Source organism: Streptomyces sp. NBC_01618, from assembly GCF_045209435.1.
Classification (GTDB): Bacteria; Actinomycetota; Actinomycetes; order Streptomycetales; family Streptomycetaceae; genus Streptomyces.
Genome location: NZ_CP109297.1, coordinates 7,764,599 through 7,778,748 on the forward strand (window position 1 = coordinate 7,764,599; position 14,150 = coordinate 7,778,748).

The 14,150-nt window shown below is 70.2% G+C and carries 17 protein-coding genes; 6 read left to right on the forward strand and 11 right to left on the reverse strand.

Annotation, left to right across the window (positions count from 1 at the left end):
• Window positions 1-248 precede the first annotated feature (248 nt).
• Window positions 249-521: an SHOCT domain-containing protein gene (locus tag OH735_RS36170; RefSeq protein ID WP_406385941.1), complete on the reverse strand. Its 273-nt coding sequence runs from the start codon at window positions 519-521 to the stop codon at window positions 249-251.
• A 314-nt stretch (window positions 522-835) separates the two neighbouring features.
• On the opposite strand from OH735_RS36170, the gene OH735_RS36175 reads away from it, so the two are divergent.
• Entirely contained in the window at window positions 836-1,069 is a 234-nt protein-coding gene (locus OH735_RS36175; RefSeq protein WP_406385943.1) for a hypothetical protein, read from the forward strand.
• Here OH735_RS36175 and OH735_RS36180 read toward each other — a convergent pair.
• From OH735_RS36180 to OH735_RS36195, 4 genes are all read right to left on the reverse strand, one after another.
• Entirely contained in the window at window positions 1,043-2,005 is a 963-nt protein-coding gene (locus OH735_RS36180) for a hypothetical protein (protein ID WP_406385945.1), read from the reverse strand. The genes OH735_RS36175 and OH735_RS36180 overlap by 27 nt on opposite strands.
• A complete protein-coding gene (locus OH735_RS36185; protein WP_406385947.1) occupies window positions 2,002-2,589 on the reverse strand; it encodes a cytochrome b N-terminal domain-containing protein in 588 nt (195 codons plus the stop codon). Before OH735_RS36185 ends, OH735_RS36180 begins: the two co-directional genes overlap by 4 nt.
• An 89-nt stretch (window positions 2,590-2,678) precedes the next feature.
• Entirely contained in the window at window positions 2,679-2,852 is a 174-nt protein-coding gene (locus OH735_RS36190; protein WP_406385949.1) for a hypothetical protein, read from the reverse strand.
• Between the two features lie 581 nt (window positions 2,853-3,433).
• On the reverse strand, window positions 3,434-3,937 hold the full coding sequence (locus tag OH735_RS36195; protein WP_406385951.1) for a hydrogenase maturation protease: 504 nt from the start codon (window positions 3,935-3,937) through the stop codon (window positions 3,434-3,436).
• A gap of 177 nt (window positions 3,938-4,114) precedes the next feature.
• On the opposite strand from OH735_RS36195, the gene OH735_RS36200 reads away from it, so the two are divergent.
• Genes OH735_RS36200 through OH735_RS36220 form a run of 5 tightly spaced genes read left to right on the forward strand, consistent with a single transcriptional unit; the run spans window position 4,115 to window position 8,713 of the window.
• A complete protein-coding gene (locus tag OH735_RS36200) occupies window positions 4,115-5,275 on the forward strand; it encodes a 4Fe-4S dicluster domain-containing protein (protein WP_406385953.1) in 1,161 nt (386 codons plus the stop codon).
• Entirely contained in the window at window positions 5,272-5,730 is a 459-nt protein-coding gene (locus OH735_RS36205) for a Crp/Fnr family transcriptional regulator (RefSeq protein ID WP_406385954.1), read from the forward strand. Before OH735_RS36200 ends, OH735_RS36205 begins: the two co-directional genes overlap by 4 nt.
• A 1-nt stretch (window position 5,731) precedes the next feature.
• Window positions 5,732-6,565 carry an FAD/NAD(P)-binding protein gene (locus OH735_RS36210; protein WP_406385956.1) on the forward strand — a complete coding sequence of 278 codons (834 nt, stop codon included), beginning with the start codon at window positions 5,732-5,734 and terminating at the stop codon, window positions 6,563-6,565.
• Window position 6,566: 1 nt separating this feature from the next.
• Window positions 6,567-7,349 carry an oxidoreductase gene (locus OH735_RS36215; RefSeq protein WP_406385958.1) on the forward strand — a complete coding sequence of 261 codons (783 nt, stop codon included), beginning with the start codon at window positions 6,567-6,569 and terminating at the stop codon, window positions 7,347-7,349.
• On the forward strand, window positions 7,346-8,713 hold the full coding sequence (locus tag OH735_RS36220; protein WP_406385959.1) for a Ni/Fe hydrogenase subunit alpha: 1,368 nt from the start codon (window positions 7,346-7,348) through the stop codon (window positions 8,711-8,713). Before OH735_RS36215 ends, OH735_RS36220 begins: the two co-directional genes overlap by 4 nt.
• 362 nt (window positions 8,714-9,075) lie before the next feature.
• Here the strand turns inward: OH735_RS36220 and OH735_RS36225 are convergent, their stop codons facing one another.
• The 6 genes from OH735_RS36225 to OH735_RS36250 form a co-directional block, all read right to left on the reverse strand.
• The gene (locus OH735_RS36225; RefSeq protein WP_406385961.1) at window positions 9,076-9,357 is read right to left on the reverse strand and encodes a dsRBD fold-containing protein; all 282 of its coding nucleotides are present in this window, start codon (window positions 9,355-9,357) and stop codon (window positions 9,076-9,078) included.
• Between the two features lie 312 nt (window positions 9,358-9,669).
• Window positions 9,670-10,305, reverse strand: coding sequence for a V-type ATP synthase subunit D (locus tag OH735_RS36230; protein WP_406385963.1), 636 nt, complete (start codon window positions 10,303-10,305; stop codon window positions 9,670-9,672).
• Window positions 10,302-11,681, reverse strand: coding sequence for a V-type ATP synthase subunit B (locus tag OH735_RS36235; RefSeq protein WP_406385965.1), 1,380 nt, complete (start codon window positions 11,679-11,681; stop codon window positions 10,302-10,304). The genes OH735_RS36230 and OH735_RS36235 overlap by 4 nt, the downstream gene beginning before the upstream one ends.
• Window positions 11,678-13,420, reverse strand: coding sequence for a V-type ATP synthase subunit A (locus OH735_RS36240; protein WP_406385966.1), 1,743 nt, complete (start codon window positions 13,418-13,420; stop codon window positions 11,678-11,680). Before OH735_RS36240 ends, OH735_RS36235 begins: the two co-directional genes overlap by 4 nt.
• Window positions 13,408-13,932 carry a hypothetical protein gene (locus tag OH735_RS36245; RefSeq protein ID WP_406385968.1) on the reverse strand — a complete coding sequence of 175 codons (525 nt, stop codon included), beginning with the start codon at window positions 13,930-13,932 and terminating at the stop codon, window positions 13,408-13,410. The genes OH735_RS36240 and OH735_RS36245 overlap by 13 nt, the downstream gene beginning before the upstream one ends.
• Window positions 13,929-14,150, reverse strand: coding sequence for a V-type ATP synthase subunit F (locus OH735_RS36250; RefSeq protein WP_406385970.1), 222 nt, complete (start codon window positions 14,148-14,150; stop codon window positions 13,929-13,931). The genes OH735_RS36245 and OH735_RS36250 overlap by 4 nt, the downstream gene beginning before the upstream one ends.

The window sequence follows — 14,150 nt, forward strand, 5'->3', positions numbered from 1 at the left end:
CATGTGCATTCCGCTCCAGCCGGGGCCTGGACCGCTGGGGTGGCCCATATCGGCCAAGGTCACCTGCACCACCCGACCGGGCAGCGGGGGCGCTGTGCACCGCGCGGCGCTCGGCGCCCGCCAGGTGGCGGGGTGTGGACTGCGGAAGGCGCCGGTCGTGGCCAACAGCGCCGTCGTGGCAATGCCCAGCAGCAGCGCCGCGGCGGCACCGCCCAGGACCAGCCACATCCGGCGTTGGCGGTCCGTGTTCACCGCTGTTCCCGCAGCAGCGCGAGGCGACGTTTGTATTCCTCCTCGTCGATTTCCCCGCGGGCGAATCGCTCGGCGAGCAGGTCCTCTGCTCGTCTGCCTCCCCACCCATGCTCGCCGGAGGGAGGAGGCGAGCCGGGCTGGTGGCCACGGTGGGCGCTGGTCAGGTAGTGGACAAGGGCAACGATGCCAGCGATCAGCAATGCGAAGAACAGCACCATGACCACGGTCATGACGAACCAGCCGCCCCAGCCGCCGTCGTACCACATCATGCCGATCACTTCCTTTGGCTGGTTCTCTCAATTCCAGCGTGGGTGAGGAACGCCTTCGAGGGAAATCGGGAGCATGGCCTCCGGTGCCGGGCCGAACGGCCCCAGGGGCTCATGCCCGCGGCCTGAAGATCGATCGCAGCGTGAGGCCGAGGTACCGCCGCCCATCCCCCGAGCGGCGCCGCAGCGCATGCGGTCGCCGGGTGCGAGCAGGCTGGTGAGCTCCGTGATCGCCTCCCGGGAGGGCTTGAAGCAGCGGCGCACCACCGCCGGACGAGGCGAGCTGCGCCGCCGCGTTCCGGCAGACCCTGAACGCGGTGAGCACCGGGAAGGGCAACATCCCGGCCCCGCCCGACATCAGTCCCGTCCAGGTGACTGCGGACCTGCCCAAGGTCCGCTCGGCCCGGACCGCGCGAACCTGGATGTCGCCTTGCACGGCAGGGCCCTCGCAAGTCCTGGGCAAGCAGGCCGCCGTCGACTACATCGTGATCGGCGAGTCCGAGGTGATACGGGTGCCCGTACCGTCAGTGCTGCCGCGTCGTCCGGCGTGAGCGGTAGTAGTCCCGCCAGACGAGGCGGTAGATTCCAGTCCATCGCGGGATCGACCGGACGCCTGGAATGAACGGCACCAGGACGAACGCGAGGCTGAGCAGAGCCATCAGGCCCCAGACCAGGGCGTCGGCGTTGCCTGAGCTGCTGAACGGGTCGATCTGGTACCAGAACGTGTACAGCCACAACCAGGGCTGACCGGGATAGTTGCCGGTCTCGTTCATCATCCCCCACTGGTCGCCGGCCAGGTGTCGGGCGCGGGCCTGGTCTTCGAGGTACGAGCCGTCGCCCAGGAAGAGCAGCGGTTTGGTGTAGTCCGTCTCGTAGAAGTGCCCGACAGCCAGTAGTTGGCCGTCCAGTGCCCCCGTCTTTGCGAGCTCCAGCAGGCGGGAGGTCAGGACGGGAACGGGGCCGTAGTCGCCGGGCGCGACCAGGGCCGGGTCGCCTCCGGGGGCCTTGCCGAGCGCGTTGGTGTAGGCGGCGGCCCATTGCTGTTGACGGCGGGCGGGGGCGGTGCGCCAAGCGGCCAGCCCGGAGGATACGGCAGCAGGTTCCGGTGCGGCGGTGAGCGGGCGGAGCACGAAGTCGCGTGCGGTGTCGATCGGTGTGGTCACCCCGGCGGCGCGTTGGAGGTTCACCGGCCCGATCTTCTGCCCGGCACCCGGGATGGTGGTGTACGGGGGGCCGTACTGCGCGGTGCCGCTCGTGCCGCCCAGTTCGGCGACGGCGGTGGTGGTGAAGTCGTTGGGGGCGGCACTCGCCCAGCGGGCCAGGGTGATCGGTTTCTCGTCGGGTGAGGAGAAGACCGCCGCGAGCCCGACCGTCAGCAGCGTGGTCGCCACCAGCGCGATGGTGAACTCCTTGACCAGGTCGTACGGCCGCTGAGGGAAGGCATCGGGGTCGGGCACCGGCTCGCGGCGGGCCTTTCGTGCGCTCATGCGGGCTCCCGTGATGTGTCGGGGACGGGCTCGGGCGTGGTGGTCCCGATGGGCGGCACCACGCCACGCAGCCGCACCAGCAGCATGTGCCACACCGCGAGGACGGCCACCGCTACGGGCAGCAGCACGATGTGCCACATGAACATCTGACCGAAGTCCAGCACGTTGAACCAGGCGCCGATGCCCACCGAGTTCAGGCCGTCCTTGGCCTGGCCCGCGATCCACTGGGAGTCGAAGTTCTGCTGCACCAGGTAGCCGGTGAAGGCGGCGCCGATCGAGGCGATGAAGACGACGGCCCCGGTGATCCAGGTCAGTGCCCGCCGTCCGCGCCAGGCGGCCATGAAGAACTTTCCCCACAGGTGGACGACCATGACGAACATGAACAGTTCGACGCTCCACAGGTGCAGGCTGTTGATGTACCTGCCGACGTCTGATACGTGCCACCACGCGGGGCCAAAGAGCGCCAGGACGCATCCGGTGGTGATGACGACCACCAGACTGGACAGGGTGAGGACGCCGAACACGTAGATCCAGGAGGCCACGTACTCCGGCTGGGTGGTGGGCAGCAGCTTGTCCGGGGGCAACGCTCGCAGGGCGCGCCGCTGCAGAGCGCCGGTCCACCCTCCTGCCGAGTTGTCATCCGGGCCGCGCGTCCGCCCCCCTGCGGCGCCGCTCATCGCCGCTGCCGACCGCGGGGGAAGGGCAGCAGCAGCGCCAGCGCGAAAACGATCAGCATCAGGGCGATGACCACAAGGTTTGCCGCCGAGATCTGCAGTACGCCCCAGTGGACGTAGTACCCAATGCCGCTCAGATCCACGGGCGCACTCAGGACATGTTCTGGGTGCATCGGTCCATCTGCCATCGTGGCCACCCCTTTCCCGGTATGGCGTCCACCTACTGAGGACTACCAGCAGGATCGATTCCACGCCCGCTGGGGTCCGCCATCCGACGCAGAGTTTCGCCCGTTCGCGGTCTCGGTCGGGTAGTGAGGCCGACCTCCGACTCAGGGCGGCGCCGGAGGGAAGGTACGATCAAAGACTCTCCGCCCGGCGAATCGTGCGCCGAGACAACCCACCACTCTTCCCGGTCGCAATTCCCAGACGCTGTATGAGGCCGCCTCACTGAGCATCGGCACATGGCGGAGTCCTTCAGTCCGGCATTGGTCCTGCACAGGTGGGCTTCGGCGTCCGCAGTGGCGCCGCGTACTGGGTGCCGATCGGCGCGACAACGCCGTCGAGAGTTTCGTCGCCGTCATCCAGACAGCGACGTCTCGTTCGAGGTGACGCCCGAGGACGCGGCGATCGCCCTCCTGCACGAGGGGCACAATGCCGAGGCCTTGATCACCGGGGAGCGAGGCCGTGGCGGGCTCACCGGACCACTGCTCGACCCGGTCAGCCTCGCCGTGGCCGTCGTCGTGCCAGTTCGCGCCTATCGGCTGTCGGCAGAACCCACGTGCAGCGCGATTTCTTCCGCGATCCGTTCGGTGAGCGGCTCCACGATGGCTGCGACGGGTGCCGACAGGCCGGTGCCCAGGCTGCTGTTGGCTCCCTCGATGGCGTAGACGACCAGTTGTCCGGGCAGGCGGTCCAGTTCGCGGGCGAGTTCGACGGCGTCGCCGAGCCCGAGCCCGTGGGAACTCGTCGCACTGCCTGTCTGCGACAGCCGCCCACCATCCAGTTTCAGGCGATGTAGTCGACCGGGATGCCCGGGGTGTGCGTGTGCGGCGTCCACCACGATGGCGAGGTCGGCGTCTTCCCACAGGGCGATCAGTCGAGCGGGGTCGCCGTCGCACACCAGAAGGGCGGTCCCGCTCGGCAGTGGCCGTTCCTCGGCCCGTTCTGCCAGGTGTGCCACGACGGCCCAGCCCACACCGTCGTCGTGGCGGAACTCGTTCCCGACGCCGATGACGGCGATCCGCGTAGTGAGGCTCACGCGCCTGCCCCTTCCCGCCGGACAGGATCGCCAGTTGTACCGGGTCCGCGCGGGGTCCGTACGGGGTGACGGACACCGCCACCTGGACCACGCAGGGGCAGGTCGGCCCATGTCGGGCAGCGGGTCCGTGCGCATACTGGCCGGGAAGGCATCATCGGCGGCTTCGGAAGGTTGGCGATGGCGGACGACGGCGGCACGGCCGCGGTGATCGGCAAGGACGGCCTGGACGCGCTGATCACGGTCCTGGCCGGGCGGGGCCGGACGGTCGTGGGACCGACCGTCCGTGACGGGGCGATCGTCCTGTCCGAGATCTCCGGCGGTGCGGAACTCCCCTACGGCTGGGGAGTCGAGTTGGAGGCAGGCGTCTACCGGCTGCGTGCCCGCGAGGACGGCGCCGTGTTCGCGCACAGCGCGGGCCCTCAGTCCTGGAAGACGTTTCTGCACCCGCCGCGGGAGCGGCAGTGGACAGCCGATCGCCGTGCCGACGGCGAGCTGGTGATGACCGAGGACCGGACATCACCGCCGTCGTACGCGTTCCTCGGCGTGCGCCCCTGCGACCTGCGGGCCATCGCGATCCAGGACCGGGTGCTGACCGGCGGGACGTACAACGACCCGGCTTACCGTGGGCGTCGTGAGCGGGCCTTCTTGGTGGCGGCGGAGTGTACCGAGCCGGGTGCCACCTGCTTCTGCGTGTCCATGGGCACTGGGCCGGCCGTGGGGCCCGGCTACGACCTGGCGCTGACCGAGGTGCTCGATTCCGACGGCCACCGCTTCCTGGTGCGGAGCGGGAGCGAGGAGGGAGAGTCGGTTTTGGCCGAGCTGCCCCGCCGTCCCGCCGACGCCGCGACTCGGACCGCGGCGAGTGAGCGTGTCGCCGACGCGGCGGATCGCATGGGCCGCAGCATGCCGCTGGTGGACCTGCAGGTGCTGATGCGCGAGACGCTCACGGCCGAGCGCTGGGACGACGTCGCGGCCCGTTGCCTGACCTGCGGAAACTGCACCATGGTCTGCCCGACCTGCTTCTGCACCACCACCGAGGACGTCACAGACCTCACCGGTGACCACGCCGAGCGGTGGCGGCGCTGGGAGTCCTGCTTCGACCTGGATTTCTCCCACCTGCAAGGCGGACCGGTCCGCAACACCTCGCGCAGTCGCTACCGGCAGTGGGCCACCCACAAACTCGGCACCTGGTACGACCAGTTCGACAGCTCCGGGTGCGTCGGCTGCGGGCGATGCATCGTGTGGTGCCCGGTCGGTATCGACATCACCGAGGAGGCCCATGCGCTGAACCTGGAACGGGAGGCCGCCCGGCAAGAGCCGGGGGAGGGCCCGCAATGACCGTTGTTCGCAACGGGTTTCTCGGGGCCCTGTCGCCCGGCCACCGCGAGCGGCTGGTCACGTTCGCCCACGATGTCTCCTTCCCCGGTGGCACCCGCATCTTCGAGGAGGACGGCGTCGCCGACCGGTTCTGGATCATCCATTCCGGGCTCGTTGCGCTCGACGTGCACGTCCCGGCCCGGCGCGAGGCAGTCCTGGAGACCCTCGGTGAAGGCGATCTACTGGGCTGGTCCTGGTTGTTCGAGCCCTACCGCTGGCACCTCGGCGCGCAGGCCCGCAGCGCCGTGTCGGCGTCAGAGTTCGACGCCGAGCGGGTCCGAGCCGCGTGCGGGGAGGATCCGTCGTTCGGCCTGGCGTTGACCAACTGCGTTGCGCAGGTGATCGCACGGCGGCTGAAGGCCACCCGAATCCGCCTGCTCGACCTGTACGGGCCCCCCGACGCCGGTGAGTCGTGATATGGCTTCGGTAACTTCAACTGCTCGGCCGGCAGCTGTCCCTATTCCGTACCGGGTGGTGGAACGCGAGGCCGAGACGCCCGACACCGCCACGATCGTCCTGGAACCGGTCCGCTCGGCCCTGCAGCCCTTCGCCCCTGGGCAGTTCGCGATGGTGTACGCCTTCGGCATCGGCGACATCCCGTTGTCGGTCTCCGGGATCGACGGGCACCGGCTGACGCACACCGTCCGTACGGTCGGAGCGGTCTCCGGCGCGCTGCACGGGCTGCGGCGTGGTGACACGGTCGCAGTGCGCGGTCCGTTCGGCACCGGCTGGGAACTCCCCGCCGCAGCTGGGAACGACCTGCTCGTCGTTGCGGGAGGTATCGGTCTGGCGCCGCTGCGCCCGCTCGTACGCGACGCGCTCGCCACCCCCGAGCGTTACGGACGGCTGAACGTTCTCATCGGAGCGCGCACGCCCCACGAGCTGCTCTACGGCGAGGACGTTCGCGGCTGGCAGTCGGCTGCCCGGATCTTGACCACCGTGGACCGCGCGGACTCGCTGTGGCAGGGCGAGGTCGGCGTCGTCACGACCCTGCTCGACCGGGCCGCCTTCGGCCCCGGGGCGTCGGCGGCGTTCATCTGCGGCCCCGAACCGATGATTCGTGCCACCGCCGGCGAGCTGGTACACCGCGGCGTCGATCCGGAAGTGATCCGGGTCTCGCTGGAACGCAATATGCACTGTGCCACTGGCCACTGCGGGCACTGCCAGCTCGGCCCCCTCCTGCTCTGCCGCGACGGCCCCGTCGTCAGCTGGACCACGGCCCAACCCCTCCTCATGGTCAGGGAGTTGTGACATGGCCACGAGCGATCGCCCGAAACTCGCCGTCTGGAAGTTCGCCTCCTGCGACGGATGCCAGCTCACTTTGCTGGACTGCGAGGACGAACTCCTCGGCATCGCCGAGAGGGTGGAGATCTCACACTTCCTGGAGGCTTCCAGCGCCGACGCGCCAGGCCCGTACGACCTGTCGCTGATCGAGGGATCGGTGACCACCCCGCAGGACGTCGACCGGATCCAGCACATCCGGGCCGTCTCCAAGCGGTTGGTGACCATCGGGGCGTGCGCGACCGCAGGTGGCGTCCAGGCGCTGCGCAACTACGTGGACGTCGCCGACTTCCAGGCTGCCGTCTACGCCAGACCGGACTACATCGAGACACTCGCCACCTCCACACCCATCAGCGCCCATGTTCCGGTGGACTTCGAGCTGCGCGGCTGCCCCATCGACCGAGGCCAACTGGTGGAGGTCATCACCGCCTACCTGGCCGAACGCAAACCCGACGTACCCGCGCACAGCGTCTGCTTCGAGTGCAAGCAACGCGGCACGGTCTGCGTGACGGTGGCCCACGGTACGCCCTGCCTGGGTCCGGTCACCCACGCCGGATGCGGTGCGATCTGCCCCGCGTACGGGCGCGGCTGTTACGGCTGCTTCGGCCCGTCCAACTCGACCAACTTCCCCTCGTTCATCCCTCTCCTGCGCCGCGATGGCATGGACACTCTCGACGTGGTGCGGGTGCTGCGCACCTTCAATACCGCCGCTCCCGAGTTCGACGCGGCCTCCCGGAAGGAACTGGAAGGGTGACCCACCGCGGCTCAAGGGTGTTGAAGGTCGGATCGCTCGCCCGCGTCGAGGGCGAGGGCGCACTGCATCTGCGCATGGACGGCGGCAAGGTCACCGAGGCCCGGCTGGCGATCTACGAACCGCCACGCTTCTTCGAGGCATTCCTGCGCGGACGTTCCTACACCGAGCCGCCCGACATCACCTCCCGGGTGTGCGGCATCTGCCCGGTCGCGTACCAGATGAGCGCGTGCCGAGCGGTCGAGGACGCCTGCGGCGTCGTCGTGGACGGGCAGTTGGCGGCGCTGCGCCGGCTGCTCTACTGCGGTGAATGGATCGAGAGCCAGACGCTGCACATCTACCTTCTCCACGCGCCCGACTTCTTCGGCTGCGACAGCGTCATCGACCTCGCACGTACCCGGCGCGCCGACATCGAACGCGGCCTTCGGCTCAAGCAGGCCGGCAACCAGATCATCGAACTGCTGGGCGGCCGGGCGATCCACCCGATCAACGTCCGCCTCGGTGGTTTCCACCGCATCCCGACCACGACCGAACTGCGCCCGCTGGCCGAGCGGTTGCGCCGGGCCCGGGACGACGCGGCCGAGACCGTACGTTGGGTGGCCGGCTTCGAGTTCCCCGACGCCGGATGCGACAACGACCTGTTCGCCCTGTCCGAGCCCGGCACCTATGCCATCGAGTCCGGCACCCCGACCGTCATGACCGCGCCGCACACTGCCGGCCTTCCCCCCGAATCCGACCGCGCGCTCCCCACCCGTACCTTCGGGGTCCACGATTTCGACGCCCACGTCGCCGAGAGCCAGGTACCCCACTCCACTGCACTCCACTCCCTGCTGGACGACCGCCGCCATCTCACCGGCTCACTCGCCCGGTACGCCATCAGCGGTCGCTGGCTGTCCCCGATCGCCCTCCAGGCCGCCCACGACGCCGGACTCGGCGACCCCCGGCAGGGCACCGTCTGTCGAAACCCCTTCCGCAGCATCATCGTCCGAGCGGTTGAGGTTCTCTATGCGGTCGACGAAGCACTGCGGATCATCGGCGCCTACGAACCCCCGCCGCACCCCTACGTCGACGTGCCCTCACGAGCGGGTACCGGGCATGGGGCCACTGAGGCGCCGCGCGGTCTCCTGTACCACCGCTACACCCTCGACTCCGAAGGGACCGTCACCGACGCCGGCCTTGTCCCGCCGACCGTACAGAACTTGGGTGCGGTCGAGGAGGACCTCCGCCGAATCGTGCAAGAACGCCTGGGAGACGGCGACCCCACCGACGCGGAGCTGACCACCCTGTGCGAACGGGCGATCCGCAATCACGACCCGTGCATCTCATGCTCGGCCCACTTCCTCGACCTCACCGTCGAGCGAACCTGAAAGCCGAACGAGGGGGTGTGTGATCGGCGCTCCGGCTCACCGGTCCAGCGTCGGCCGCCACGCCGACGTAGCTCGTTGCGCCCGTACTGCAGCGGCAGCCCCTGCAACTCGGTGGAGGTCAGCCGCGACCACGAACTGCGCAGACCGCAGGGGAGTGCGGCACGGCGCGATCGGGGCCGCGTACAGGTGCATCCCGAGTGCGTCGGACGTCGGGCGGAAGTGCCACGGCCGACTTTTGTGCAGTGGCGGTGCCACAACTCCGGCTGAACCCTGCAGAAGCGGCTCTTACAGGGGAAGGGACCGCTCGGCTATGGCGGATCTCGTCCTGCCCACCAGCCGGGGCGGCTGCTCTCGACGCCCCTTCAACCGCGCGCGGCAAGGTCACCCGACGCGGAGTCGGTGCTTCCGGCGCGGAGCAGCTGGTTGCCGAGGTCGATCAGGGCCCGGCCGGCGGCGTACTCGTCGCCGATCTCGGGAACGGGCGTGTCGTGAGGGTTGCGCTGGGCGCAGGCGCGACTCCGAAGGGTGGTGTCACCAGTGTCGAGGACGGCGTGAACCTTGGTGAGGTCACCTTCCTCGAAGAGGTCCAGACGCACACTCCACTGCTTGCTGTGTGGCTTCTCGGTGCTGGTGTGCCGGGTCATGGCCAAGACTTCCTTCCGTTGAATGGTCCAGGCTGCCGGGGACACGGCCGCTGTCGGCACGCCGGGGTATCCACGCCGGCAGAAGCACACGACCGACTCCCGGATTCGGCGCGACAACGGTCCTTCTCGACTTGCTCCGGCCTCCATACTGCGCCGTGTGAGCTGTCCCGGGCTTGGGCCTACCGGCCCACAGGGCGTGCCGGACAGGTCCGTCCGGCACGCCCTGTGGGCCGTCCCCGCGCGCACGCCCTGCGGGGCCCGTCCGAGGGCAGGGGCCGCACGCGGCCTCCCGTGCCGGGGACGGATGGTGTGTCATTGCGAGCGCGGCCTTTCTTCCCGCAGCACGCTGGAGGCCCAGCGCCGTCGTACGGCGTCTTCGTGCTCGCTCTGTTCCAGGGCGAGCTCGGTGTGGGTGAGTGCCTCGCGCAGGTTTGGAATCCAGTGGCGTCGCAAGGCGCGGACCCGCTGACGAGTGCTCAGCACCTCCGCGCCGATGATGCGGATGGCGGCAGCGGCGGCGGCGTGCTCGGCAGCCGCCCGGATTGCTTCCCGGTAAGCGGCCTCAGCGTGTATCAGGGCGGTGTTGGCCGGGGCGGCTGCGGTGGGTGAGCGGTCGGGCACGGTGCAGGAGACGTTCGTCGGGTACCGGACGCCCATGAAACTGGCCCAGTGGGCCTTGACATCGGTGGGGTCCAGCGCCTCTGCTGCTGCCTCCAGGGCCCCCTCCCCGCTCAGCAGGAGCCCGCGCAGCAGCCAGGCTTCGGCCTCCCGCAGCGACTTGTGCCAGGCACGGGTGGCTGCCTCCTCGGCCCGTTGCAGACGCTGGTGCTCGGCGTGCAGGATGCGGAGCTTCTGGTCGAGGAGGTCCGCGCCACGCTCGGCGATGTCCAGGCCGTGCCGCAGACGGAGGCGTCCGGCACGCCCGGGCGGAGCTCGAAAGGTGCTCATGGTCTCGATCCGTGCGCGTCGAGGAGGGCGGTCGGCAGCATGGCGAGCTGACTGCGGGGGAGGGTGAGAAGCACCTGCCAGGCGCGGTCCAGGGTCTGGTCCAGGGTGCGCAGTTCGTTGGGTCGCTGGTCCACGAAGCGGTGCAGGAAGGCCCGGTCGAACTCCAGGTACCGGCGGTCGGTCGGACTCAGGGCCGCCTGTCCGACCAGGTCGGTGAGTTCGCGGACCTGGCGGGCGCGGGCGAGGGCGGCCAGCAGCTGCGCCGCGACATCGAGATGGTCGTCGCGGGTGCGGCCGGGGCCCGCACCCTTGCGCATCAGACGGGAGAGTGATGAGAGCGCGTCCACAGGCGGGTAGACACCCTGGGCGTGGGTCTCGCGGGAGAGCACGATCTGGCCTTCGGTGATGTACCCGGTCAGATCGGGAACCGGGTGGGTGATGTCACCCGCGGGCATGGTGAGCACCGGCAGGACAGTGACGGAGCCGGGTCGGCCCTGGATCCGCCCGCAACGCTCGTAGAGGGAGGCGAGATCGCTGTAGAGGTATCCGGGGTAGGCGCGACGGGCCGGGATCTCGCCGCGCGCCGCAGACACCTCGCGCAGCGCCTCGGCATAGCTGGTCATGTCGGTCATCACCACGAGGACGTGCCTGCCGCCGTCGAATGCGAGGTTCTCGGCGATGGTGAGTGCCAGGCGCGGGGTGAGGATCCGTTCGATGACAGGGTCGTCGGCCATGTTGAGCAGCAGCACCAGCTCGTGGGCGGCGGAGCGCTCCTCCAGGGTGTCCAGTACGAAGGAGGCGTCGGCGTGGGTGAGCCCCATACCGGCGAAGACCACGCAGAACGGCTCTCCACCGGTGGTGGACTGGGCGGCGATCTGGACGGACAGCTCCAGATGCGGCAGACCGGCCACGGAGAACACCGGCAGCTTCTGCCCGCGGACCAGGGTGGTGAGCCCGTCGACAGCGGCGACTCCGGTGAGCACCGGCTCTCCGGGCGGATCCCGTCGCACCGGGTTGATCGGAGTGCCGCCGACGGCCGCAGTGGTGGGTCCGAAGATCGGGGGCCCGCCATCGGCCGGCTCGCCGCGGCCGTTGCAGACCCGGCCGAGCCAGCCGGGGCCGACCGGGATGCGCAGCGGCCCTCCGGCGAAGGCCATCCGCACGCGTGAGGGATCCATGCCGGCGGTGTCCTCCAGGACCTGCACCACAGCAACCTCGCGGTCCGCTTCCAGTACGAGGCCGTGTCGCTGCTCGCCGGACTCCAGGGTGATCCGGACGAACTCGTCCCAGCCGACCCCGCTCACCCCTTCGACGACGGCGAGCGGACCGCGCAGCTCGCGGATGGCCGTGTACTCGACTTCGCCCCAGGTGGTCACATCAGCTCCTGCAGTACAGCGAGCACGGCGTCCCGCCGCAGGGCCACGCCTGCCGAGTCGTGCGGGTCGAATTCCTCGCGGGCACGCAGCAGGGGGCCGAAGTCCGCCTCCTCGATGGAACCTGCCGGCACACCGGCCTCGGCCAGTTCCCGACACCGTGCGACGACCGTGAGGACCGCTTCGGCCAGAGCCGAGGCCTTCTCCGGGCCGCAGTAGGCATCCTGGTCGGAAAGGGCGCTCTGCTGGAGGACCCCTTCGCGTACCAGTTGGCCGCCGAGCACGCTGATGCGCTCCTGGTCGGGGAGTGCGGTGATGCCGATGAGGTCGACGAGATCGGTGAGCCGGTCGGCCTCCGCCAGCAGGGCGCTGATCTCGGCCCGCCTGCCTTGCCAGGCAGGGTCCTCGGCCTCCGCGTGGCCGGCCGCGATGGTGTCGGCGTCGCGGGAGAAGGAGCCCGCCCAGGAGATCGCCGGGTAGCGGCGGGCGTAGGCGAGCTCGCGGTCCAGCGTCCACAGGCAGCGCACGAACCGCTCGGTGTGGGCGGTCACCGGCTCGGCCATGTCCGCCCCGGGCGGGGACACCGCGCCGATCACGGTGACCGAGCCCAGGTCCCCGCCGAGGGTGGTCACCGCACCGGCCCGCTCGTAGAAGGCGGCGATCGCCGAGGCGAGGCCCGCTGGATAGCCCTCCTCGGCCGGCAGAGCACCGGTGCGGGAGGCGAACTCGCGCAGCGCTTCGGCCCATCGCGACGTGGAGTCGGCAATGACCACGACGTCTCGTCCCATGTCCCGGAAGTACTCGGCGACCGTGGCGCCGGTGTAGATGCTGGCCTCGCGGGCCATCATCGGCATGTTGGAGGTGTTGGCGATGACCACCGTTCGCTCAGCCAGCCGGCCTCCGGTGCGGGGGTCTACGAGCTCGGAGAGTTCGACGATGACATCGGCCATCTCGTTGCCGCGCTCGCCGCAGCCGACATAGACAATGACGTCTGCGTCGCACCACTTGGCGATCTGCTGGAGCAGCATGGTCTTGCCGGTCCCGAAACCGCCGGGTACGGCGACCGTGCTGCCCCGGGCCACGGGGAAGAGCAGGTCGATCACGCGCTGGCCGGTGTTGAGCGCCTGGCGGGCGTCGAGGCGTTCACGCACAGGGCGTGGCCGACGGATCGGCCAGTCGGTGGTCATCCGTACCTGGGCGCCGCCGACGACGGCCAGCACCGAATCCCGTGGGTAGCCCCCTTCCTGGACGATCTCCTGCACCGGACCGGCGCAGCCGGGCGGGACCAGGATCCGCGTCCACACAGGACCCGCCTCCCGCACCTCGCCGAGTACCTGCCCCTCCGTCACCTGATCGCCGGCTGCCACGGAAGGGGAGAAGGACCAGGTACGCCCCTCGGGTCCGCTCCCGCCGCTTCCGGGCAGCAGCCAGTCTTCGCCGCCTGACAGCGGGCGGAGCAGGCCATCGAAGATCCCGCCGAGCAGGCCGGGGCCGAGGTGTGCCGACAGCGGGCCGCCCTGGGGGCGGGCGCGGTGGCCGGGTGCCAGCCCGCCGGTGTACTCGTATGCCTGGGCCGTCACCACGTCGTCGGTGATCGCCACCACCTCGCCGGGCAGCCCGGCCTCTCCGAGGGAAACCAGGTCGTTCATGGCGGTGTCGCCGGTGTACTCCAGCTCGACCAGCGGCCCCGCGACCCGCAGGATCCGAGCATCGGCTCGGGGCGAGCCGGTCACGGCGTCCACAGGGTTTCCGTGTCCGCACCCAGTCGGTCGAGCGCGCGGGCGGCGAGGGCATCAAGGGTGAAGTCGGCCCGCCGCCCGGCCGCGTGCGCGACCACCCCGCCGCCGGGCTGTTCGGTAACGGTGGCGTCAGGACCGAGGAGCTGCCGGGCCCGCTGCTCCAGCCGGTCGCGTACACCGGGGTAGTCTGTCGTGTGCCGCAGGGCACGGACGCGTTCTGTCACCTGGCGGCGCAGCTCCTCGTACGCTTCCCGGCGGACGGCCAGCTCGCGGGACCTGGCGCTCCGGCGGGCCCGCAGCAGTCCGGCAGCTCCGGCGGCCGCACCTTCGGCCGCACCCTCGCGGCGGGCCTGTTCCACGATCTCCTCGGCCTCGGTCCTCGCGCGGTCGAGCACCGCCTCGTCGTCGCGTGCAGCCTGGGCGAGCAGCGTTTCGGCGTCGGCCCGCGCCGAGCGCAGCAACTCGGCGCGTACCGTCGCGAGGGCGTCTGTTTGTCCAGCGGCTGGTGTCGTCATGCCGGCATCACTGCGGTCAGCGGCCGCGTGCTCTCCAACGCCGTCCGACCGAGCATCTCAGCTGCGGCCGGGGTGACGACCACCAGCGTGACGTCGCCGGACAGGCTCCGCCAGGCCCGTCGGACCGCCTCGGGCTCCTCGGCGACCAGGACTTTCACCCCGGCCAGCGACAGCCCGGCCACCCGTACCCGTTCCCCGATGGCTGCCACCTGCCCCAT